The organism is Nocardioides sp. Soil774 (assembly GCF_001428125.1).
Classification (GTDB): Bacteria; Actinomycetota; Actinomycetes; order Propionibacteriales; family Nocardioidaceae; genus Nocardioides.
The window spans coordinates 451404-474828 of the sequence record NZ_LMSM01000005.1 but is presented as its reverse complement, the minus strand read 5'-3'; the positions used below and the strand labels follow the sequence as shown (position 1 = coordinate 474828).

The 23425-nt window shown below is 72.0% G+C and carries 20 protein-coding genes; 19 read left to right on the top strand and 1 reads right to left on the bottom strand.

Translation table 11 applies throughout. The features are described from left to right. Positions 1–3: 3 nt before the first annotated feature. On the bottom strand, positions 4–1074 hold the full coding sequence (locus tag ASG76_RS05075; protein ID WP_056601035.1) for an SDR family oxidoreductase: 1071 nt from the start codon (positions 1072–1074) through the stop codon (positions 4–6). 216 nt (positions 1075–1290) lie between these two features. Between ASG76_RS05075 and ASG76_RS05070 the strand changes: the two genes are divergently transcribed. From ASG76_RS05070 to ASG76_RS04980, 19 genes are all read left to right on the top strand, one after another. Further along, positions 1291–2013, top strand: a complete 723-nt coding sequence (locus ASG76_RS05070) for a helix-turn-helix domain-containing protein (RefSeq protein ID WP_056600802.1) — start codon at positions 1291–1293, stop codon at positions 2011–2013. A gap of 104 nt (positions 2014–2117) precedes the next feature. Continuing rightward, on the top strand, positions 2118–3098 hold the full coding sequence (locus tag ASG76_RS05065; protein WP_056600800.1) for a zinc-dependent alcohol dehydrogenase: 981 nt from the start codon (positions 2118–2120) through the stop codon (positions 3096–3098). Beyond that, complete coding sequence (locus ASG76_RS05060; RefSeq protein ID WP_056600798.1) at positions 3095–4141, top strand: zinc-dependent alcohol dehydrogenase; 1047 nt, start codon at positions 3095–3097, stop codon at positions 4139–4141. Before ASG76_RS05065 ends, ASG76_RS05060 begins: the two co-directional genes overlap by 4 nt. Beyond that, positions 4134–5021 (top strand): NAD(P)-dependent oxidoreductase, encoded by an 888-nt coding sequence (locus ASG76_RS05055; RefSeq protein ID WP_056600796.1) that lies wholly within the window; start codon positions 4134–4136, stop codon positions 5019–5021. The genes ASG76_RS05060 and ASG76_RS05055 overlap by 8 nt, the downstream gene beginning before the upstream one ends. A gap of 158 nt (positions 5022–5179) precedes the next feature. Continuing rightward, on the top strand, positions 5180–6211 hold the full coding sequence (locus ASG76_RS05050) for an ABC transporter permease (RefSeq protein ID WP_056600795.1): 1032 nt from the start codon (positions 5180–5182) through the stop codon (positions 6209–6211). A 96-nt stretch (positions 6212–6307) separates the two neighbouring features. Next, positions 6308–7423: a substrate-binding domain-containing protein gene (locus ASG76_RS05045; protein WP_200948063.1), complete on the top strand. Its 1116-nt coding sequence runs from the start codon at positions 6308–6310 to the stop codon at positions 7421–7423. A gap of 80 nt (positions 7424–7503) precedes the next feature. Continuing rightward, positions 7504–10005, top strand: coding sequence for an ATP-binding cassette domain-containing protein (locus tag ASG76_RS05040; RefSeq protein WP_056601033.1), 2502 nt, complete (start codon positions 7504–7506; stop codon positions 10003–10005). 18 nt (positions 10006–10023) lie between these two features. Next, positions 10024–11097 (top strand): 2,3-butanediol dehydrogenase, encoded by a 1074-nt coding sequence (locus ASG76_RS05035; protein ID WP_056600791.1) that lies wholly within the window; start codon positions 10024–10026, stop codon positions 11095–11097. Then, on the top strand, positions 11094–11642 hold the full coding sequence (locus tag ASG76_RS05030; RefSeq protein ID WP_056600790.1) for a VOC family protein: 549 nt from the start codon (positions 11094–11096) through the stop codon (positions 11640–11642). The genes ASG76_RS05035 and ASG76_RS05030 overlap by 4 nt, the downstream gene beginning before the upstream one ends. Positions 11643–11667: 25 nt before the next feature. Next, positions 11668–13041, top strand: coding sequence for a M24 family metallopeptidase (locus ASG76_RS05025; protein ID WP_235529411.1), 1374 nt, complete (start codon positions 11668–11670; stop codon positions 13039–13041). A gap of 4 nt (positions 13042–13045) precedes the next feature. Next, positions 13046–14110 carry a thiamine pyrophosphate-dependent dehydrogenase E1 component subunit alpha gene (locus ASG76_RS05020; protein WP_056600788.1) on the top strand — a complete coding sequence of 355 codons (1065 nt, stop codon included), beginning with the start codon at positions 13046–13048 and terminating at the stop codon, positions 14108–14110. Further along, positions 14098–15075 carry an alpha-ketoacid dehydrogenase subunit beta gene (locus tag ASG76_RS05015; RefSeq protein ID WP_056600787.1) on the top strand — a complete coding sequence of 326 codons (978 nt, stop codon included), beginning with the start codon at positions 14098–14100 and terminating at the stop codon, positions 15073–15075. The genes ASG76_RS05020 and ASG76_RS05015 overlap by 13 nt, the downstream gene beginning before the upstream one ends. After that, on the top strand, positions 15072–15746 hold the full coding sequence (locus ASG76_RS05010; protein ID WP_157558948.1) for a 2-oxo acid dehydrogenase subunit E2: 675 nt from the start codon (positions 15072–15074) through the stop codon (positions 15744–15746). Before ASG76_RS05015 ends, ASG76_RS05010 begins: the two co-directional genes overlap by 4 nt. Next, on the top strand, positions 15743–17221 hold the full coding sequence (locus ASG76_RS05005) for an NAD-dependent succinate-semialdehyde dehydrogenase (protein ID WP_056600784.1): 1479 nt from the start codon (positions 15743–15745) through the stop codon (positions 17219–17221). The genes ASG76_RS05010 and ASG76_RS05005 overlap by 4 nt, the downstream gene beginning before the upstream one ends. Positions 17222–17320: 99 nt before the next feature. Continuing rightward, positions 17321–18787, top strand: a complete 1467-nt coding sequence (locus tag ASG76_RS05000; RefSeq protein ID WP_162254081.1) for a phospholipase D-like domain-containing protein — start codon at positions 17321–17323, stop codon at positions 18785–18787. Positions 18788–18874: 87 nt separating this feature from the next. After that, positions 18875–19474, top strand: a complete 600-nt coding sequence (locus ASG76_RS04995; RefSeq protein WP_235529410.1) for a 2-oxoacid:acceptor oxidoreductase family protein — start codon at positions 18875–18877, stop codon at positions 19472–19474. Next, a complete protein-coding gene (gene porA, locus ASG76_RS04990) occupies positions 19467–20729 on the top strand; it encodes a pyruvate ferredoxin oxidoreductase (RefSeq protein WP_056600778.1) in 1263 nt (420 codons plus the stop codon). The genes ASG76_RS04995 and porA overlap by 8 nt, the downstream gene beginning before the upstream one ends. A 10-nt stretch (positions 20730–20739) precedes the next feature. Continuing rightward, positions 20740–21741: a thiamine pyrophosphate-dependent enzyme gene (locus ASG76_RS04985; protein WP_056600776.1), complete on the top strand. Its 1002-nt coding sequence runs from the start codon at positions 20740–20742 to the stop codon at positions 21739–21741. Beyond that, complete coding sequence (locus ASG76_RS04980) at positions 21741–23369, top strand: NAD(P)-binding protein (protein ID WP_200948062.1); 1629 nt, start codon at positions 21741–21743, stop codon at positions 23367–23369. Before ASG76_RS04985 ends, ASG76_RS04980 begins: the two co-directional genes overlap by 1 nt. Positions 23370–23425 lie beyond the last annotated feature (56 nt).

Here is a 23425-nt window from a genome sequence, read left to right as displayed (position 1 = left end):
GGCCTAGTCCAGCCCGGGGATGATGCGCGCCTCGCGCAGCTGCTGGAACAGGTCGGTGAACGAGCCGATGGTGCTCTGGTAGTCGAGGAACCCCATCGCCCGGCTCTTCGACATGTCGGCGAACGTCTCGACCTCGCGGCCCAGGTCGGCGTCGGTGTGCCACCAGGAGGCGAGCTCGGAGGCCTTGTAGGGCGCGAGCCCGTGCTTCTCGACCAGCCCCGCCCACACCTCGTCGGCATGGCCCATGCGGCCCTCGAGCGGCTGGGGGTGGCCGGGGTAGTCGGCAGCCGGGACGCCCAGGGCGTCGGCCACCTCCGGCCACAGCTGGCGCCAGCGCACGACCTCGCCGTTGACGGTGTTGAAGGCCTGGTTGCGGGCCTGAGGCTCGGTGGACGACCACAGCACGTGGCGTCCGAGCAGGCGGGCGTCGGTGAGGTCGGTGACGCCGTTGAGCTGCTGCGGGCTCCCGGGGAAGACGAAGGGCTCGCCCGTGGCCCGGCAGATGGCGCCGTAGACCGCGAGGGTGACCCCCATGTTCATCACGTTGCCGAGCGCGTAGCCGATCAGGGTGTGCGGGCGGTGGACCGACCACGTGAAGCCCTGTCGCTCGGCCTCGGCGAAGAGGATGTCCTCCTGGTCGTAGTAGAAGTTGTCGACCGGGAGCCTGCCCTGGCTCTCGCGGAACGGCGTGTCGGCGGGCGACGACGCGTAGGCGTCGAAGGGGCCGAGGTAGTGCTTGAGCCCCGTCACGAGGGCGACGTGCTCGAGCTTCGAGGCCCGGCCGGCAGCACCCAGCAGGTTGGCCAGCATGGCGCCGTTGACCCGGCGGTTCTCGGTCTCGGTCTCCTGGCGCGACCACGTCGTGAACACGACGTGGCTGAACTCCTGGGCGTGCAGCGCACGGTCGAGCGACTCGGGGTCGAGGACGTCGCCGCGCAGCTGCTCGACACCGGGGATGTCGTAGCGGTGGGAGCGCGAGAGCCCGAGGACCCGCCAGCCGGCGGCGGACATCGCCCGGGCCGTGTTGAAGCCCGCGATGCCGGTGACGCCGACGATGAGGACGGTTCGTTGCACGGGTCCCTCCTGGGAGCTCGGGGCGACCCGGGGGTGCGGGTCGTTGCGGCTCATGGTGATCCGCAGTGGACAATTCGTCAAGTGTGGGTGAACAATACGGGACCAGCCCGCCTCGGCGTTCGCTGATGATGATCAGGGCGGGCCGGTGTGCCGGCTCGCAGCCCGCAGGTCGGCTCTCGCTAGCGTGGGCAGCACCGACGACGAAGGGGACACCAGATGAGCGAGCCGGAGCACGGGCCGGGAGAAGGGCTGGGAGACGGCGGCGGCGTCGGCCAGCTGGGAGCCAGGCTCCGGGTGGCCCGTCGGCAGGCGGGGCTCTCGCTCCGCGAGCTCGCCCGTCAGCTCAGCGTCTCGCCGTCGTTCCTGTCGCAGATGGAGAACGGCAAGTCGCAGCCGTCGGTCGCCACGCTCTACTCGATCGCCCAGGTGCTCGGGGTCTCGATCGACGAGCTCTTCCACGTCGACGACACCGCGCCGGCCACGGAGCTGCCGGCGCACGGAGCCACCCCCGCGGTGGCCGCAGCGGCGCCGCGTTCGCATCCCGGTGCGGTCAGCCGCTCCGCGATGGCCTCTCCGGCCGAGGCGTTCGAGCGCGAGCCGCGGCGGCTCACCGTCAGCCGCCCCGCGCAGCGGCGCCGCCTGGAGATGGACTCCGGCGTGATCTGGGAGCAGCTCGCCGACTCCGCGCCCGACGTGGACTTCATCGAGATCATCTACCCCGCCGGGAGCAGCTCCACCAACGACCAGAAGATGATGCGGCACGCGGGCCAGGAGTACGGCTACCTGCTCGAGGGCGAGCTCGAGGTGACCGTGGGCTTCGAGGTGTTCACCATCGGCCCCGGTGACGCGCTGAGCTTCGACTCCTCGGTCCCGCACCTGCTGCGCAACCGCACCGACGTCGATGCCCGCGGCATCTGGTGCGTGCTCCACCCGCACTGATCGCGCGTCGAGAAGTTGGCCCGAAGGCCTTGACTGCGACTGAACGTCTGTGAAGTATGAGTTCACAGTCGCAGGGTGCGACGTCCGTCACAGAGCGAGGTCCCGTGAAGGCTCTCCAGTTCCTCGGCGACAGCCGGTACGCCGTCTCCGAGCTCCCCACGCCCACCATCGAGGACGACGAGGTCCTGCTCGCCGCCCGCAGCGTCGGGATCTGCCACTCCGACGTCGACCTGCTGCAGGGGCGCTACATCATCCCCTTCAGCTTCCCGGTGATCCCCGGGCACGAGTGGTCGGCAGAGGTGGTCGCGACCGGTCGCAAGGTGACCCGCTTCGCCCCCGGTGACCGGGTGGTCGGTGAGTGCGTGATCGGCCAGGAGCACTTCGGCTTCAGCATCAGCGGCGCGGCCGCCGAGCTCTTCGTGGCCAAGGAGGGCTGGCTGCACCAGCTGCCCGACGACCTCACCTGGACCCAGGGCGCCCTCGTCGAGCCCTTCAGCTGCGGCTACTACGCGACGGTGCGAGCCGACAACCTCGACGCCAGCGACACCGCGGTCGTGCTCGGCGCCGGTCCCATCGGGCTCGGCGTGGTCGCTGCCGCCGCCGCCCGGGGCGTACGGGTCATCGTCGCCGAGCCGGACCCGACCCGGGCTGCGCTGGCCCAGTCGCTCGGCGCCGAGCTCACCCTCGACCCGACCGCGCCCGACGTCGGCGAGCAGCTCGACGAGATGACCGGAGGGCGGCGCGCCGACGTGGTCTTCGAGGCGAGCGGCAAGCCTGCCGCGATGGCTGCAGCGCTCGACCTCGCCGGGTTCCGGGCACGGCTGGTCTACATCGGCATCGACGTGGGGGGCTCGGCCCCCGCGGCACTGGGCCAGATCCAGTCCAAGGAGCTGCAGGTCCGCGGCATCATCGGCTCCCCGGGCGTGTGGCCGCAGACACTGCGGTTCCTGGCCCGCAGCGGCGTCGACCTGAGCCCCCTCGTCACCTCGTCCTACGACCTGGCGTCGGCGGGGGAGGCCGTCGAGGCCGTGCTGCAGGACCGGTCGCAGGTCAAGGTCCACATCACCTCCTCGGCCACGCCATGAGGGCGGGCGTCCTCCACGAGCCCGGCGACCTCCGCATCGAGGACCGCCCGGATCCCGTGGCCGGGCCGGGCGAGGTGGTGATCGAGGTGGCCTACAACGGGCTCTGCGGCACCGACGCCACCGAGTTCACCAAGGGTCCGATGATGGTGCCGCTGCACACCCGCCACCCGGGCAGCGGCCACGTCGGTCCGACGGTGCTGGGCCACGAGTTCGTCGGCACCGTCGTCGACGCCGCTCCCGAGGTCAGGCACCTGGTGGGCCGCAGGGTCGCCTGCGGCGCCGGCGTCTCGTGCGGGGAGTGCGCGTGGTGCCGGCGCGGCCGCACCAACCTGTGCGCCCGCTACTTCACGCTGGGCCTCAGCACCGACGGCGGCCTCGCGACCTTCGTCGCCGCGCCGGCGACGACCTGCGTGGAGATCCCCGAGGGCTGCACCCTGGAGTCCGCGGCGCTCGCCCAGCCGCTCGCCGTCGGCATCCACGCCGTACGCCGCTCCGGCGTGCGACCGGGTGACTCGGTCGTGCTGCTCGGGGCCGGGGCCATCGGGTCGTTCGTGTGCGCCGGGCTCGAGGGCCACGACGGTCCGGTGCTGGCCATCGACGTCGACGCGGGGCGGCTCGAGGCGGCCCGCGCACTGGGCGCCACCGACACCGCACTGGTGAGCCCGACGGCGGGTCCGGACGAGGTCCGGGACCTGGCCGGCGACGGCGCCGACGTGGTCTTCGAGACGTCCGGCGTGCCCGGTGCGGTCGAGCGAGCGTTCGCCCTCACTGCACGCGGTGGCTCGGTCGTGCTGGTGGGGCTCAACAGCGCACCCACGACCCTGAGCCTGGCTCCGGTGGTCCTGCGCGAGGTCGACGTGCGCACCACCGTCGCCCACGTGTGCGGCGACGACCTGCCCGCCGCGCTCGACCTGCTGACCCGTCGCGACCTGTCGGCGATGGTCGACCGCGTGGTCCCGCTCGAGGACGTCGTCGAGCGCGGCCTGCGCCCGCTCGCCGCCGGCGAGGTCGCCGGCAAGGTCCTGGTGGACCCCCGTGGCTGAGGTGGCGGTGCTCGGCGCCGGCCGGATGGGTGGCGCCATGTGCGCACGCCTGGTCGACGCGGGCCACCGCGTGCGACTGTGGAACCGGACCCGCCAGCGCGCCGAGTCGGTGCGCGACGCCGTCGGTGCCGGCCTCGTCGTGGCGGACACGCCCGCCGCGTGCGTCGCGGGGGCGGACGTCGTGCTGAGCATGCTCGCCGACGGTGGAGCAACTACCGCGACGCTCCTGGACCGCGACCTCCTCGAGGCCCTGGCCCCGGAGGCCGTGGTGTGCGACATGGGCACGAGCGGGGTGGACGCGGCACGCTCGATCGCGCGCGCCTACGCAGCCGCGAGCCGTCGCTTCGTGGACGCTCCCGTCTCCGGCAGCGTCGCCTCGGTGGCCGCGGGCCAGCTGCTGGTGATGGCGTCCGGGGTCGAGGCCGACGTCGCGTCCGTGACACCCGTCCTGTCGGCCTTCGCCGCCCGGGTGATCAGGGTGGGCGACGCCGGGCAGGGCCAGGCGATGAAGCTCGCGGTCAACCTCGTCGTGCACGACCTCAACTCCGCGGTGTCGGAGTCGCTGGTGCTCGCGGAGGGGGCCGGCATCGACCCGGCGACGGCCTACGACGTGCTGGAGAACAGCGCGGTGGGCGCGCCCTTCGTCCGCTACAAGAGGGCGGCGTTCCTCGAGGCGGACCAGCCAGTGGCGATGAGCCTCGCCCTCGTGGCCAAGGACCTCGGCCTGATCGCCGACCTCGCGGCCGCCCAGGGGCGCGAGGTGCCCGTGACCCGGGCTGCCCGGAGGGTCGTGGACGCCGCGGTCACGGCCGGGCACGGTCCCCAGGACATGGCCGACCTGCGCGCCTACCTGGCGTCGCGGCTTCGTGTCGAGGACTGACGCGGTCCGTCGACCGGGACGTGCCGACGGCCGTCACCACTTCGTGATGTGAACCTCTTGTGAACACCTAGGCCCGTGTGTACAGTCCCACCTAACGTGTGACGGTCACCACAGTGAACGCCCGGCCCGTCGCACACCCAGCAACCGAGGAGGGGCAGATGGCCACCACCACACCGGCACCGGAGACCGAGCGGACGCGCGGCGTCCGGCCCGGCCCCCGGATCGGCGTCTCCCGGGGCCTGCTCACCATCACCGTCGCCACGGTGGCCCTGTTCGTCGCGAGCGCCCTGCTGGCCTCCACCAGCGTCAGCCAGGGAGCGCTGCGGGGGATGCTCCCGTTCGCGGCGGTGCTGGCGATCGCAGCCCTCGGCCAGACCCTCGTCATCCAGCAGGGCGGCATCGACCTCTCGGTGCCGGGCGCGATCTCCCTGATGGTCGTGATCGTGACCCACGAGCCGAAGGGCGACGACGGCAAGCTCCTCGGCGCGGTGCTGCTCGCGCTCGGCGTGGCGATCGTCGCCGGCCTGCTCAACGGCTTCCTCGTCGGGCGCCTGCTGCTCAACCCCATCGTCGCGACGCTCGGCACCAACGCGCTGATGTTCGCCGGCGTCCTGGGGATCTCGGGCGGGTCGCCGCGTCGCACGACCGACCGGCTGGCCTCCATCGCCGGCGGTGAGTCCCTCGGCATCCCGAACGGCGTCTTCTTCGCGCTGCTGGTGCTCCTGGTCACCTCCGTCGTGGTCAAGCTGACCCCGGCCGGCCGGCGCTTCGAGGCCGTGGGGGCCAACCCCGCCGCCGCCTGGGCCGCCGGGCTGCGGGTCCGCACCTACAAGGGCGCGGGTTACCTCGGCGCCCAGCTGCACTACTGGGTAGCCGGGGTGGTGCTGGGCGGCATCCTGGCCCAGCCCACCGCCTTCCAGGGCAACGCCTACCTGCTGCCCAGCGTCGCCGCCGTCGTCCTGGGCGGCACCTCGCTGCTCGGCGGGCGGGGCAACCTCGTGGCGACCGCCGTCGCCGCCCTCTTCCTCAGCCAGCTCGAGCAGTTCGTGCTCGCGCTCGGCGTCAGCTTCGCCGTCCGCACGCTGGTCGAGGCCGCAGCGCTGGCCATCGGCGTACTCCTCTACTCCGTCGACGTGCGTTCGCTCGTCGCACGGCTGCGCAGCCGGCGTCGGGTGCCGGCCGCGACCTGACCCACCCCACCCCTTCTCGGGAGCCCCGTCTCGGGAGCCAGGCGTCCACAGCTCCACCCCCACCTCATCCGAGCACGAAAGAAAAGGGACACCCACATGTTGCGACGACTCTCACGCCGCCCCACCTCGATGACCGCCGTCGTCCTCACCGTCGCGGCCATGGCGCTCGCCGGCTGCGGCTCGGACAGCGGCGGCAACGACCAGGGCGAGACCTCCCAGGCCGACCTCGAGGGAGCCCCGTCCTGGTGCGGGCCGAAGAAGATCACCCTCGGCCTCACCGACGGGTTCGGCGGCAACAGCTGGCGGCTCGTGACCACGGCCTCGGGCAAGGACGAGGCCGCCAAGTGCCCCAGCGTGACCGACGTGCTCTACGCCGACGGCCAGGGCGACACCCAGAAGTCCATCGCCGACATCCAGGGCATGGTGGCCAAGGGCGTCGACGCCCTCGTCGTCTTCCCCGACGCCGGCGAGGCGATGCTCCCGGCCCTGCGCTCGGCCTTCCAGGCCGGTGTGGTGACGGTGCCCTACCGGGTGAACCCGGGCGGCAAGGACGGCGTCGACTACACCAAGTACATCGCGCTCGACTCGGTCAACGACGGCGTCAACTGGGGCAACTGGATCAAGGAGATCCTCCCCGACGGCGGCAACGTGCTCTTCCTCAGCGGACCCAAGGGCAACAGCCAGGGGCTCGGCGAGGCGGAGGGCCTCAAGCAGACCCTCGACCCCGAGAAGTACACGATGATCGGCGAGCAGCCGTTCGAGGTGACCAACTGGGACCCCGCGCTGAGCCAGAAGGTGCTCTCGGCCGCCATCGCGAAGTACGACAAGATCGACGTCATCGTGAGCGACTTCGGTCCCTCGCTGGTCGGCGCGCTGCCCGAGTTCACCAAGGCCGGGCGCTCGATCCCGGCGCTGGCGACGTCCGACGGCAACGTCCTGGGGTGCTTCTGGAAGGACAACGAGAAGGACAACCCCGACTTCAAGCTGATGACGATCGCCACGGGCAACGACCACGTGCGCCTGGCGATGCAGTACGCCATCGCGGAGGCCACGGGCGGTGAGCTCCCGAGCTCCGACACCCACCAGCACGACCTGTTCGAGAACTCCGTCACCGGCGACCCCAACCCGGTGGAGTGCGAGCCCGACCTGCCCGGCGACATCTACCTCTCGGCGGAGATGTCCCCCGAGGACCAGGCAGCGCTCCTCAAGTGAACGCCGTGGCCGGTCGGGAGACCCCCGACCCGGCCGGCCACGGTCACCAGACGCGACGGGAACCAGACGTGGAGGACGACATGACCGAGACGACCGCAGTGGCCGTGCGGCAGCCGACGATGGTGCTGAGCGGGATCTCCAAGAGCTATGCCGGTGTCGCCGCGCTCACCGACGTCTCGCTCGAGGTGCTCCCGGGCGAGGTGCACGCCCTGCTGGGCGAGAACGGCGCCGGGAAGTCGACCCTCATGGGCGTGGCCTCCGGCACGGTCGAGCCCGACGCCGGGGTCCTCCTCGTCGACGACGAGCAGCACAGCTCGCTCACCCCGGCCGCCGCGACCCGCTCGGGCATCGCCATCGTGCACCAGCACCCCGCCGTGCTGCCCGACCTCACGGTCGCCGAGAACCTGCGGCTCGCCCTGCCCGCCGAGGTGCTCACCGCGGGGGACAGGTCGGAGCGCGACGGCATGCGTGCCGTGCTGGACGACATCGACCTGCGCGTCCATCTCGAGGAGCGCGTCGACCGGCTCTCGGTGGCCCAGAAGCACCTGCTGGAGCTGGCCAAGGCGTTCGCCGTCCGGCCCCGGATCCTGATCCTCGACGAGCCCACGGCCCCGCTCGGGCCCGACTCGGTAGACCTGCTCTTCGAGCGCGTGCGCTCGCTGGCCGCGTCCGGCACCGCGGTCATCTACATCACCCACCGCCTGGCCGAGGTCAGGCTCCTGGCCCAGCGCGTCACCGTGCTGCGCGACGGACGGCTGCGCGGCAGCAGCACGGTCGACGACGTCAGCGACGATCAGCTGCTCGCGATGATCGTCGGGCGCCAGCTCGACGCGACGTTCCCCCCGAAGCCCGACCCGGACTCCTTCGGCGACACCGTCCTCGAGGTCACCGACCTGTCGGGCGAGGGGTTCTCCGACGTCTCGATCGTGGGCCGGCGCGGGGAGATCATCGGCATCAGCGGTGTCGTCGGCAACGGCCAGAGCGACCTCCTGCGCGCACTCGCCGGGCTGTCGGCCTTCGACGGCCGCGTGGTCGTCGGGCCCACCGAGCGCAGCCAGCGCCAGCTGCGCAAGCACTCGGGATACATGCCGGCCGACCGCCACCACGACGGCCTGATGATGACGCTCTCGGTGCGGGAGAACGCCGCGCTGAGCGGCCTGGGATCGATGACGAAGGGCCCGTTCCTCAGCCGCTCGCGCGAGCTCGAGCTCGTCAACCGCGAGCTCACCGAGCTCGACGTCCGGGCACCGTCGATGGAGGCCGTGGTCGCGGCACTGTCGGGCGGCAACCAGCAGAAGGTGGTGCTCGCCCGTACGCTGCTCGCCAAGCCCGCGATCCTCCTCGCCGACGAGCCCACCCAGGGCGTCGACGTCGGCGCCCGTGCGGAGATCTACCGGATCCTGCGCGAGGTGGCGGCCGACGGCATCCCGGTCGTCGTCGCGTCCTCCGACGCCAAGGAGCTCGAGGGACTCTGCGACCGGGTGCTCGTGATGTCGCGCGGCCACGTCGTCGCCGACCTGGCCGGCGACGAGGTGACCGAGGAGCGGATGATCCGCGCCGCGGTGGCGTCCACCCAGCACACCCGCCAGGTCGCCGAGCGCCGGCGCGACACCGGCCGTCCGGCCCTGCGCCGCTTCCTCGCGGGCGACTACGCGCCCGTCGCCATCCTCGCCCTCGTCATGGTGGGCCTCGGCGCCTACGTCTACAACGAGAACGAGCTCTACCTCTCGGCGTTCAACATCACCTCGATCATGATGCTGGTGGCCGCCCTCGGCTTCATCTCGCTGGGGCAGAACGTCGCCCTCCTGACCGGCGGCATCGATCTCTCCGTGGGGCCGCTGGCCGGCTTCCTGGTGGTGGTCGCCTCGTTCTTCGTCAACGACGGCGCGGCCGTGACCACCATGCTGCTCGGCTTCGGGTTGATGATCGCCGCCGCGGTCGGCACCGGCCTGGTCAACGGCACCCTGATCAGGTGGGGCAACTTCACGCCGGTCGCCGCCACCCTGACGACGTACATCGCGCTCCAGGGCTTCAGCTTCCTGCTCCGCGACGCCCCCGAGGGCGTCATCTCCGCCGACGTGACAGGCCTCGTCATGCGCAAGGTCGGTCCGGTGCCGGTCATCTTCCTCGCGCTCCTCGTCGTGGTCGCGATCATGGAGTGGACGCTGCGCCGCAGCTCGTGGGGCCACCGGGTCCGCGCGGTCGGCTCGCACGAGGACTCGGCGCGCAAGCTCGGCGTCGCGGTCGGCCGGACCGTGGTCGGGTCCTACGTCATCACCTCGCTCTTCACGTTCCTCGGCTCGATCGTCCTGCTGGCCCAGCTCGGGATCGGCGACCCGGCCCAGGGCGTGAGCTACACCCTGAGCAGCATCACCGCGGTCGTGCTCGGCGGCACCAGCCTGCTCGGCGGGCGCGGCACGTTCGTCGGCACGCTGCTGGGGGCGGGGCTCATCGTGCAGCTGCTCAACGCCACCACCTTCCTGGGGCTGACCCAGACGTGGCAGTACCTCTTCCAGGGCGGACTGATCGTGATCGCCGCCGTCCTCTACAGCCGCGTCCGCGGCTCCCACTCGCCCGCCTGAGGGTCGGAAAGGACCACCATGCTCGCCGCTCGCTTCCACGGACAGCACGACATCCGCATCGAGGACGTCGCCACGCCGGCTCCCACCGCGCCCGACGACATCCTGGTCGAGGTGCACTGGTGCGGCATCTGCGGCACCGACCTGCACGAGTACGCCGTCGGCCCGATCGTCACGCCCACCTCACCGCACCCGCTGACCGGGGTGACGCTGCCGCAGACGCTGGGCCACGAGTTCTCGGCGACCGTGGTCGAGCTCGGCTCCGACGTGCGCGACGTGGCCGTGGGCGACCGGGTCGCGATCATGCCGGCGATCGTGTGCGGTCGCTGCTACTTCTGCCGGCGCGGGCAGGGGCACCTCTGCCTGGTCTTCGCCTGCACCGGCCTGAGCGCCGAGACCGGCGGACTGGCGCAGTACGCGGTCGTCAAGGAGTACCAGGTGGCCAAGCTCCCCGACGAGGTGTCCGACCTCGAGGGCGCGGTCATCGAGCCCGCCGCGGTCGCGGCCTACGGCGTCGACCGGGCCGGCGTCACGGGCGGCGACGTGGTGCTCGTCACCGGGGCCGGACCGATCGGCATCCTGTCGGCGATGTACGCCGCCGCGGTGGGCGCCGGTGCGGTCGTGATCGCCGAGCCCAACCCCAACCGCGCCGCGCTCGCGGCCTCCCTCGACATCGGCGAGGTGCTCGACCCGACGGCCGACGGCTTCTCGGAGCGCCTCCTCGACCTCACCGACGGCGTCGGCGTCGACCTCACGGTGGAGTGCTCGGGCACCAGCCCGGGCCTCGCGACCGCCATCTCCTCGACCCGCAGGGCGGGCTCCGTCGTCCAGACGGGCCTCCACACCAAGCCCGCCCAGCTCGACGCCATGGCGCTGGCGGAGAAGGACCTCTCGCTCCACGGCAGCTGGTGCTACCGGCTCACCGACTGGCCCCGGATCATCCGGATGGTGGCCGCCGGGAGGTACCCGGTGGCGCGGGCCGTGACGGCACAGATCGACCTGGCCGACGTGGTGACCCGCGGCTTCGACGTGCTCGTCGACCCGCAGGGCGACCAGCTGAAGGTGCTGGTCAGGTCCGGGGGAGGGGCGTCATGACGCTGCGGGCCATCCACCACACCGGCCTCGTCGTCACCGACCTCGACCGCTCGATCTGGTTCTACCACGACCTCCTCGGCCTCCCCTTCGCCAACGAGCCCACCCCGTGGTTCGACGGCGAGGACCTGGCCCGCGGCGTCGGGGTGCCGGACGCCCGCCTGCGGCAGGTGTCGCTGTGGGTGGGCGAGCACGCGACGCTCGAGCTCATCGAGTACGCCAACCGGCCGGCATCCAGCACCGCACCGGTGCCCAACCACCACCTCGGCGCGGCCCACGTCTGCTTCCGCGTCGACGACGTCCGCGCCAAGAAGGCCGAGCTCGAGGCGCAGGGGGTCGAGTTCTACTCCGACGTCAACGTCGTCGACGACGGCCCGCTGGCCGGCTGGCGCTGGTGCTACTTCTCCGATCCCGACGGCCTCGCCCTCGAGCTGGTCGAGATCGCCTACTACCTCGAGGACGAGCGCCGCGCCGCCGCCGAGGCGTACGTCCGCTCGCGGCCCCCGCTCGCCGAGGTCGGCACCCGGTCGCAGGTCGACCGCGCGTGATGGCCACCGTCCCCACCCTTCCCTCGTGCGCCCGCGCACCGCAGCCCCGGAGGTCCTGATGCTCACACCCACCTACGGCGTCACCCAGGTCGACTGGGAGAACCGGCTGGACATGCCACGGCTGCGCGCCGAGCGCCTCGCGCGGCTCACCGCCGAGCTCGAGCGCTCCTCGCTCGGCGCCGTCCTCACCTTCGACTTCCACAACATCCGCTACATGACCGGCACCCACATCGGCACGTGGGCGATGGACAAGATGATCCGCTTCGCGCTGCTGCCCCAGGGCGGCGCGCCGGTCCTGTGGGACTTCGGCTCCGCGGCCCGCCACCACCAGCTCTACGCCCCGTGGCTCGACGAGGGCCACCCCGACCGGGAGGCCGAGCACTACGGCGCCCGGGCCGGCATCTCGACGCTGCGCGGGGCCATCTCCCCGTCGGCCGGTCGCGCCGAGGACGTCGCCGCCAAGGTCTACGAGGTCCTGGCCGAGCACGGCCTCACCGGCCAGCCGCTCGGGGTCGACATCATCGAGCCCCCGGTGATGTTCGCCCTGCAGGCGATGGGCATCGACGTGGTCGATGGCCAGCAGGTCTTCCTCGAGGCCCGCCGCATCAAGACCGTCGACGAGGTCGGGCTGCTCACGCAGGCGGCCTCGATGGTGGACTCCGCCTACGAGAGCCTCTACGAGTTCCTGCGTCCCGGTGTGCGGGAGAACGAGTGCGTCGGCCTGGTCAGCAAGGTGCTCTACGACCTCGGCTCCGAGCACGTGGAGGGCGTCAACGCCATCTCGGGCGAGCGGTGCTCGCCGCACCCGCACGTCTTCTCCGACCGTCTCATCCGCCCCGGCGACCCCGCCTTCTTCGACATCCTGCACAGCTTCATGGGCTACCGCACCTGCTACTACCGCACCTTCGCGGTGGGCAGCGCGTCTCCCGGGATGGCCGACGCCTACAAGATCTGCCGCGAGTACATGGACCGGGCCATCGAGCTCGTGAAGCCCGGCGCCACCACGGCCGACATCGTCTCGGTGTGGCCGACGGCCCAGGAGTTCGGCTTCCCCGACGAGGAGGCGGCCTTCGCGCTGCAGTACGGCCACGGCGTCGGCCTCAGCATCTGGGAGCGGCCGATCTTCAGCCGGCTCACCTCCCTCGACGCCCCCGAGGTGCTCGAGGAGGGCATGGTCTTCGCGCTGGAGACCTACTGGCCGGCCGCGGACGGCTGGGGTGCGGCACGCATCGAGGAGGAGGTGGTCGTCACCGCCGACGGCGCCCAGGTGATCACCAAGTTCCCCGCCGAGGAGCTGCTCGTCGCCGGGCGGCGCTACTTCACCACCGGTGGCGCGCTCCCGACCCTGCGCGACAGCCAGTCGCACCTCAACACCCGCGCCGCAGCGGTGGAGGCCTGACCCGATGAACCTGCCACTCAGCAACCACGCCTACGGCGAGCACGCGCTCGTCCTGCCGCCCGACGACCCGACGTCGCACGACGACGCCGACATCTCGATGGAGACGCGGCTGCGGATGTATCGCATGCTCCAGGAGATGCGCCAGTTCGAGAAGCGCGCCTACGACCTGTTCATGCAGCAGCTGGTCAAGGGCACCACGCACCTCTCGCTCGGGATGGAGGCGGTCGCCGCCGGCTTCGGTGCCGCCATGGACACCGACGACTACACCTTCGCCACCTATCGCGGCCACGCCCACACGCTGGCCCGCGGGGTGCCGATGGAGGGCGTGCTCGCCGAGCTGCTGGGGCGGGCCAACGGCCTGCTCGGCGGCAAGGGCGGGTCCATGCACCTGACGAGCGTCGAGCACAAGGTGATGGGGTCCTACGCCATCATCGGCGCCCACCTGACCATCGCCAACGGCGCCGCCTGGTCCGCGCAGTACCGCCGCAGCGGACAGGTCGCGGTGTGCTTCTTCGGCGACGGCACCACCAACATCGGCGCCTTCCACGAGGCGCTGAACTACGCGGCCGTCTTCAAGCTGCCGGTTGTCTTCGTGTGCGAGAACAACCAGTACATGGAGTACACCGCGATCGGCGACATCACCGCCGTACGCCGTCCTGCCGCGGACCGCGCCCCGGCCTACGGGCTCGAGCCGATCGTCGTCGACGGCAACGACGCGGACGCGGTGCACCTCGTGGCCGCGGAGGCCCTCGCGCACGCCCGGTCCGGCAAGGGGCCGGTGATGGTGGAGGCCCTGACCTACCGCCACGGTGGCCACTCGCGGGCCGATCCCGGCAAGTACAAGCCGCCGGGGGAGCTGGAGGCCTGGCTGGCCTACGACCCCATCAAGGTCTACCGCGGACGACTCGAGCGCCTCGGCGTCGCCGCCGCCGACATCGACGCGATCAACGCCGAGGTGGCCGCGGCGGTCGACGAGGCGACCGAGGCTGCCAAGAACGGACCACTGCCCGACCCGCGAGCAGCCTTCACCGACGTGTGGGCAGACGGAGGACACCAATGGCGATCCTGACCTACCGCGAGGCGGTGGCCCGCGGCATCGCGCAGGAGATGGAGCGCGACGACTCGGTCGTGCTGATCGGGGAGGACGTCGCCGGCGCCGGCGGTGTCTTCAAGACGAGCGCCGGGCTGCTCGAGCGCTTCGGGCCCGAGCGCGTCATCGACACCCCCATCGCCGAGCAGGCCATCCTCGGTGCCGCGATGGGTGCCGCGATGACCGGCCTGCGACCGATCGCCGAGATCATGTTCTCGGACTTCTTCGCCGTCTGCTGGGACCTCGTGGTCAACGAGATGGCCAAGACGCGCTACATGACCAACGGCCAGGTCACCATCCCGCTCGTCGTCAAGAGCGGCAACGGCGGCAGCCTGCGCTTCGGCGCCCAGCACTCGCAGTCGATCGAGAACTGGGCGATGGCCGTGCCCGGCATCAAGGTCGTGGCGCCGTCGACGCCCGAGGACGTCGTGGGCCTGATGGCCGCCGCGGTCCGCAGCGACGACCCGGTGCTCTTCTTCGAGCACAAGGGCCTCTACTCGTCGAAGGGCGAGGTGCCCGACGGGCCGATCGTCGACGAGCTCGGCACCGCGCGCGTACGCCGTCCCGGCAAGGACGCGACCGTCGTCGCCCTGGGCCTGATGGTCAGCCGCGCGCTGGCGGCCGCCGAGCAGCTCGCGGAGCGGGGGATCGACTGCGAGGTCATCGACCTGCGCTCGTTGGTGCCGCTCGACGCGGCGACGGTGCTCGAATCGCTCGGCCGCACGGGCCGGCTGTTCACCGTCGAGGAGAACCCGCGGATGCTGGGCTGGGGCTCGGAGCTGGTCGCCATCGCCGGCGACGACGGCTTCTGGGACCTCGACGGGCCGATCGTGCGGATCACCACCCCGCACATCCCGCTGGCGTCCGCCGACTCGCTCGAGGACCTGATGATCCCGTCGGTGGACCGCATCCGCGACGAGATCGAGCAGGCGCTGAAGCCATGAGCGTGACGACACCCACCGGTGCCCGCCCCCGGCGCGGCAGGCCGCGGCACCACGAGTCGCCCCGTGCCCGGGCCCGGGCCCGCGCCCGCGCCCGCGCCCACAGGGAGACCGCGACCCTCGCGACCGAGGCGCCGGGCGCCCCGGCTGCCGGCGCCCAGCTGACCTCCGTGGTCGAGGTCGACCTGACGGGTGCGCCGGCCGGAGCGGTGGTGGCCACCGTCGCCGCGGCAGCCGTCCGCGCGGCAGCCGAGCACCCGGTCGTCGTGGGCTCCCGTGGGGTCCACCTCGCAGTCCTGGCGGCCGACGGCACGACGCAGGCCGTCGTCGCGGACGCGGACGAGCTGACCGCCGCCGCCCTCGCCACGCGCATCGACGCCGGCCACAAGTCGGGGCACGACTCCGGCGCCGTCCCGACCCTCAGCGTCGTGGACACCGGCAGCCGCGGCGTCCTGGCCGACACCCCCGCGGTGGGCCCGGGCCGGACGGCGGTGCTCGGCATCGGCGCGGTGGTGCGCAGGCCCGTCGTGATGGTGGTGGAGGAGGGTGAGGCGATCGTCGTGCGCGCGATGGCGCACCTGTCGCTGAGCTATGACGCCCGCCTGCTCGGCGGGGGCGACGCCGCCGACTTCCTGCGCGCCCTGCAGCGCCACGTCGGGGAGGTGGCGGCATGAGCGTGTCCCCTGCCGACGAGCGTCGGGTGCTCGACGCCGTGCCCACCGGCCTGTGGATCGGCGGTGGCGAGACCTCCGCCGACGGGGCCCGCACCCTGACCGTGCACGACCCCGCCACCGGGGGGGTGCTCGCCGAGGTGGCCGACGCCTCGCCCGCCGACGGCGTACGCGCCCTGGACGCGGCCGTCGCCCAGCAGGACTCCTTCGCCGCGATGCCGCCGCGCGAGCGGGGCGAGATCCTGCGCCGCGGGTTCGAGCTGATGCGCGACCGGATCGACGACCTGGCCCTGCTGATGACGCTCGAGATGGGCAAGCCGCTCGCCGAGAGCCGCGCCGAGGTCACCTACGCCGCAGAGTTCCTGCGGTGGTTCAGCGAGGAGGCGGTGCGCATCTCCGGGCGCTGGGCCACCTCGCCCGACGGAGCGACGCGACTGCTGACCCTCAAGCGTCCGGTCGGCCCGACGCTCATGATCACGCCGTGGAACTTCCCCCTCGCGATGGGCACGCGCAAGGTCGGGCCCGCGGTGGCCGCCGGCTGCACGATGGTCGTCAAGCCCGCCGCACAGACCCCGCTGTCGATGCTGGCGTTCGCCGGCCTCATGGCCGAGGCAGGCCTGCCCGACGGCGTCCTCAACGTCATCACCACCAGCTCCAGCGGTCAGGTGATGGAGCCGCTCGTGCGCGACCCCCGCACGCGCAAGCTGACCTTTACCGGATCGACCGACGTCGGACGCCGCCTGGTGGAGCAGTCCGCCGAGCGCCTGCTGCGGGTGTCGATGGAGCTCGGCGGCAACGCGCCCTTCCTGGTGCTCGCCGACGCTGACCTCGACGCGGCGGTCGACGGCGCCATGCTCGCCAAGATGCGCAACATGGGCGAGGCCTGCACGGCCGCGAACCGTTTCCTCGTGCACGAGAGCGTGGCCGCGGAGTTCTCCTCCAGGCTCGCGGCCCGGATGGGTGCGCTGGTGGTCGGACGAGGCACCGACGACGGCGTGCAGGTCGGCCCGCTGATCGACGAGAAGGCCCGCGACACCGTCACCTCGCTGGTCCAGGACGCCGTGGATGCCGGGGCCGAGCTCCTGGTCGGAGGTGAGCCGGCCGGCGGTCCGGGGTGGTTCTTCCCGCCCACCGTCCTGCGCGACGTACCGGCCGGCGCCGCGCTGCAGCGCGAGGAGGTCTTCGGGCCCGTCGCCCCGGTGACGTCGTTCGCCACCCTCGACGAGGCGGTCGAGCTGGCCAACGACACCGAGTACGGGCTGGCGGCGTACGCCTTCACCCGCGACCTCGACACCGCGGTGGGGCTGATGGAGCGCATCGACGTGGGGATGGTCGGCATCAACCAGGGCATCGTCTCCAACCCGGCGGCGCCCTTCGGCGGGGTCAAGGCGTCCGGCTTCGGGCGCGAGGGCGGCGCCGAGGGGATCGAGGAGTACCTCGAGACCAGGTACGTCGGGATCCGACCCTCCAAGGGGTGACCCCGGAGCCGGAGCGCGCCCACGTGCGGGCGCGGCTCCACGCTCGTGCCGGAGGCGTGCTTATGCTGGCACGGCGTTGCTCGCTGAAGGGGTGTGTTCGTGTCGAAGCTGTCGACTCTCGTGTTGTCCGTGTGCCTGGTGCTCCTCGCCTCCCTGGGGGCCGCGGCCCCGGGATCCGCGTCGTCGACCGGGTCGGCCTCGGCCGGCCAGGCGTCGACCGGCGCCGCGGTGCAGGCGCGGGCCTCGAAGCCGGAGCGGTGGAAGGCGCCCAAGGGCCCCTACTTCAACGACCCCCACCTGAGGAAGGGCTGGTTCCGCATCGAGCGGAAGGTGATCGACACGATCAACCACACGCCGAAGGGCTCGACCATCCGGATCGCGGTCTACTCCTTCGACCGGATGCCTGTGGCCGACGCGCTCATCGCTGCGCACCGTCGCGGCGTCAAGGTGCAGATGCTCCTCAACGACCACTGGGACACCGCGGCGATGCAGCGGATCCGTGCCGAGATCGGCACCAAGCGGTCGGCGAAGAGCTTCATCTACAAGTGCAAGGCGAGCTGCCGCGGGACGGCGAGCCCCTACAACAACCTGCACTCGAAGTTCTACATGTTCTCCCAGGCGGGCAGCGCCCAGGACCTCCTGGCGGTGGGCTCGGACAACATGACGCGCAACGCCGACCTGCACCAGTGGAACGACCTCTACTTCAGCGCCGGCGACCACGAGCTGTTCCGCCAGTTCGTGGCGCTGTTCAACGACATGACCAACGACTACGACACGCGCCAGCCCCCGCTGTTCTTCTGCGGGACGCCGGTCGCCGGGGTGTGTGACGACTCGGTCGACAAGCACACGGTCTGGGCGTTCCCCAAGCCCTCGGGACCCAAGAACGACCTGGTCCTGGACACGCTGGCGAAGGTCCAGTGCCTGACTCCCGACGGCGCCGGCGGGCACACGCGGACCAAGCTGGCGGTGTCGATGCACACCATGCGCGGGCGCCGCGGCGACTACCTCGCCGCTGCCATCCGGCAGAAGTGGGTCGAGGGCTGCGACGTGCGGGTGATGTTCGGTCTCATCGGCTACCACACCAAGGGTGTCATCGGCGCGCCCACCCGTCGCGGCCGGATCCCGCTGCGCTCCACCGGCCTGGACTACAACCTCGAGGACGACTTCGACCTCAACAGCGACGGGATCGACGACCTGATCCTCAGCTTCTACAGCCACCAGAAGTACCTCATCGTGCAGGGCACCTACAACGGTGTCCCGGACACCAGCATGGTGGTCACCGGGTCGTCGAACTGGGCCAGCCTCAGCACCGGCAACGACGAGATCTGGATGACCATCCGCGGCGCGCGGGTGGCGAGCAAGTACCTCAAGAACTACGACTACCAGTGGTTCAACACCCGCAACTCGCGCAACGCCTACACCACGACGTACGCCAACTTCCGCGTGCTGCGCACGGTGCGCCACGCGGACGGGACCACCTCGAAGGTCTGGCGCACCGTGCGCCGGCCCGTCACCACGATCGAGCGCGACCACTACCGCAAGGGCCCCTACTGGGAAGACGACTGAGGCACGACCTTCGTCCCGGGCGCATGGTCCCGCGCGCAGGGGTCCAAGGGCACTGACCCGCGCCCTGCCTGCGGCCTAGCGTCCGAGGTGACGACAGGAGGAGACGTGTTCTCCGTACGCATCCACGGGCGGGGCGGTCAGGGGGCCGTGACCGCCGCCGAGCTGCTCTCGGTCGCCGCCTTCGCCGAGGGGCGCCACGCGCAGGCCTTCCCCACGTTCGGCTCGGAGCGCACGGGCGCGCCGGTGGTGGCGTTCTGCCGCATCGACGAGCGCCCGATCCGGCTCCACGAGCCGATCACCCACCCCGACGCCCTGATCGTCCAGGACCCCACGCTGGTCCACCAGGTCGACCTCTTCGCCGGCATCGGGTCCGGCGGCTACCTCGTGGTCAACACCTCGTCGACGCTCGACGCACTCGGCCTCGGCGACCTGGCCCTGCGCCTCGACCCACGGCGGGTCGTCACGGTCGCGGCGACGGAGATCGCGCGCGAGCACGTGGGCCGACCGGTGCCCAACGTGCCGCTGCTGGGCGCCTTCGCCGCGCTCACCGGCCAGGTCTCCCTCGCCGCGGTGTGCGACGCGGTCCGCGAGCGCTTCCCTGCCGAGCTCGGCGAGGGCAACGTCCGCGCGGCCGAGGTGGCCCACGAGCAGGTGCTCGAGCAGCTGAGGACGTACGCCGATGCGTAGCCAGGTCGAGGGGTCGCAGGCCGTCGCGCGCGCGGTCACCTTGTGCCGGCCGCAGGTCATCGCGGCCTATCCGATCTCGCCGCAGACCCACATCGTGGAGTCGCTGTCCGACCGGGTCCGCACCGGCGAGCTGGCCGGGTGCGAATACCTCATGGTCGAGTCGGAGTTCGGTGCGTTGTCGGCCTGCATCGGGGCCTCCGGCGCCGGCGCCCGCGCCTACACCGCGACCTCGAGCCAGGGCCTGCTCTTCATGGCGGAGGCGCTCTTCAACGCCTCCGGACTGGGCCTGCCGATCGTGATGACGCTGGCCAACCGCGCCATCGGCGCGCCCATCAACATCTGGAACGACCACTCCGACTCCATGGCGATGCGCGACTCCGGCTGGATCCAGCTCTTCGCCGAGTCCAACCAGGAGGCGGTCGACCTCCACGTGCAGGCCTTCCGGCTGGCCGAGTCGCTGTCGGTGCCGGTGATGGTGTGCATGGACGGCTTCGTGCTCACCCACGCCTTCGAGGAGGTCGACCTGCCCACCCAGGAGCAGGTCGACGCCTTCCTCCCGCCGCTCGTGCCCCAACAGCTGCTCGACCCCGACGACCCCGTCACGATCGGGGCGATGGTCGGCCCCGAGGCGTTCACCGAGGTGAAGTACCTGATGCACGTCAAGCAGATGGCCGCCCTCGACGAGCTGCCGGTGATCGCGGCCGAGTTCCGCGCCGCCTTCGGGCGGTCGTCCGGTGGGCTGGTCAAGCCCTACCGCACCGACGACGCCGAGACCGTGGTGGTCGCGCTGGGCTCGGTGCTCGGCACCATCGAGGACGTCGTCGACACCATGCGCGACGAGGGCCACTGCGTCGGGGCGCTGGGCATCACCTGCTTCCGCCCCTGGCCGGCCGCCGAGGTGCGCGAGGCGCTGGCGCACGCGACGCGCGTCGTGGTCGTCGAGAGGGCGTTCGCCGTGGGGGCGGGCGGCATCGTCGGGCAGAACGTCCGCGACGCCACCCGCGGCCTGCCGCTGGAGGCGTACGACGTGGTGGCCGGCCTGGGCGGGCGGCCGGTCACCCGCGCCTCGCTGCGCCGGCTCCTCGACGACGTGCTGGCCGAGCGGCTCGACCCGACGGCGCTGCACTTCCTCGACCTCGACCACGCGCTGGTGCAGCGCGAGCTCGAGCGGTCGCGGCACGGGCACCGCCCCGGGCCGCACGCGGAGAACATGCTGCGCGCGCTCGGCACCGTCGCGTCCGGGGCCTACGAGTAGGAGGCGCGTGATGGCGTTCCAGGAGATCAAGCTCTACCAGACCGGCACGTTCGTGGCCGGGAACCGGCTGCTGGACCCCGACCAGCGCTCGGTGCAGGCGCGCACGGGGCGTTCGAACACGCTCACCTCCGGCCACCGTGCGTGCCGCGGCTGCGGCGAGGCGCTGGGCGCGCGCTACGTGCTCGACGCCGCCATGCGTGCCACGGACGGGCGGCTGGTCGCGGTGAACTCGACGGGCTGCCTCGAGGTGTTCTCCACGCCCTACCCCGAGTCGTCGTGGCAGCTGCCGTGGCTGCACTCGCTCTTCGGCAACGGTCCCGCCGTCGCGGCCGGTGTCGCCGCGGCGCTGAAGGCGCGCGGGCTCGACGACGTACGCGTCGTGGGGCAGGCAGGGGACGGCGGCACGGTCGACATCGGCTTCGGGTGCCTGTCGGGGATGTTCGAGCGCAACGACGACGTGCTCTTCGTCTGCTACGACAACGAGGGCTACATGAACACCGGCGTGCAGCGCTCCGGCGCGACCCCGCCGGCAGCGAGCACCGCCAACACCAAGGCGCTGGGGGACCAGCCGGGCAACGTGTTCGGCCAGGGCAAGAGCGTGCCGCTCATCGCGATGGCGCACGAGATCCCCTACGTCGCGACGGCGACGGTCGCCGAGCTGCGCGACCTGGAGGCCAAGGTCGAGAAGGCGATGACCTTCCGCGGCGCGCGCTACCTGCACGTGTTCGTGCCGTGCCCGCTCGGCTGGGGCGCCGACTCCGCCGACACGATCAGGCTGGCCCGCCTCGCGAAGGAGTCGGGCATCTTCCCGGTCTTCGAGGCCGAGGCCGGCGAGGTCACCGCTGTGTCCAGGATCCGCCGGCAGGTCCCGGTCGAGGACTACCTGCGCCCGCAGCGGCGCTACGCGCACCTGTTCGGCGACCACCCACGCCCCGACCTGGTCGCGCGCATCCAGGACCGGGCCGATCGCAACATCGCCCGCTTCGGGCTGCTCCCGGAAGGGGACGAGTGATGGACAAGCCCTTCGCGATCACCCTCGACGTCGGCACCAGCCGGGCCAACAAGACCGGCTCCTGGCGCACCGAGCGCGCGGTCTACACGAACCGGATGCCGCCGTGCAACGACGCCTGCCCGGCCGGGGAGGACATCCAGTCCTGGCTCTACGAGGCCGAGGCCGGCGGCGACGGCTACGAGCGGGCGTGGCGCCGGATCATGGACGACAACCCGTTCCCGGCCGTCATGGGCCGGGTCTGCTACCACCCGTGCGAGACGGCCTGCAACCGCGGCCAGCTCGACGAGGCCGTCGGCATCAACTCCGTCGAGCGCTTCGTCGGCGACGAGGCCATCCGGCGCGGCTGGACCGTCTCGGTCGACGTCCCACCGACCGGCCAGCGGGTCCTCGTCGTCGGTGCCGGCCCCTCGGGGCTGTCGGCGGCCTACCACCTGGCCCGTCGCGGCCACGCCGTCACGATCAGGGAGGCCGGACCGATGGCCGGCGGGATGATGCGCTTCGGCATCCCTCGCTACCGGCTCTCGCGTGACGTGCTCGACGCGGAGGTCCAGCGGATCCTCGACCTCGGCGTGGAGCTGGAGCTCGACGCGAAGGTCACCGACCTCGACACGCTGCGCCACGACTTCGACGCGGTCTTCCTCGCCGTGGGCGCCCAGCTCGGACGGCGGGCCTACATCCCGGCCGGCTCGGCCGCGCACGTGCTCGACGCCGTCGACCTGCTGCGAGGCGTCGAGGAGGGCGAGCGCCCGCTGCTCGGTCGCCGGGTCGCGGTCTACGGCGGCGGCAACACCGCGATGGACGCCGCGCGGACCGCCAGGCGACTCGGGGCCTCCGAGGCGATCGTCGTCTACCGCCGCACCCAGGACCGGATGCCCGCCCACGAGTCCGAGCTGCGCGAGGCCGAGGACGAGGGCGTGCTCTTCAAGTGGCTGTCGACCATCACCCAGGTCGACTCCGGCCGGCTCACGATCGAGCGGATGGAGCTCGACGACTCCGGCTTCCCGCAGCCCACCGGGGAGCTCGAGGAGCTCGATGCCGACTCGCTGGTGCTCGCGCTCGGCCAGGAGACCGACCTGTCGCTGCTCGACGGCGTGCCGGGGCTCGTCGTCCAGGACGGCGTGGTCAGCGTCGGCGCCGACATGATGACCGGCTGCCCGGGGGTGTTCGCCGGCGGCGACATGGTGCCGCAGGAGCGCTCGGTCACGGTCGCGATCGGCCACGGCAAGAGGGCGGCCCGCCACATCGACGCGTGGCTGTCCGCCGAGGTGCCGGAGCCCGGCGTACGCCCTGCGCTGGCGACGTTCGACACGCTCAACACCTGGTACTACTCCGACGCCCCGCGCGCGCACCGGCCACTGCTCGACCGGGCCCGACGCGAGTCGAGCTTCGACGAGGTCGTGCTGGGCCACGACGAGGCCACGGCGCTGCTGGAGGCGCGGCGCTGCCTGTCGTGCGGCAACTGCTTCGAGTGCGACAACTGCTACGGCGTGTGCCCCGACAACGCGGTCATCAAGCTCGACCAGCCGGGCGAGCGCTACCTGATCGACCTCGACTACTGCAAGGGCTGCGGGATCTGCGTCGCCGAGTGCCCGTCGGGGGCGATCCAGATGTTCCCCGAGCAGGTCTGAGCCGCGAGCGGGGGGCGGTGCGTGAGGAGGGTTCTGAGGCTCGAAAAGCCGCCTCA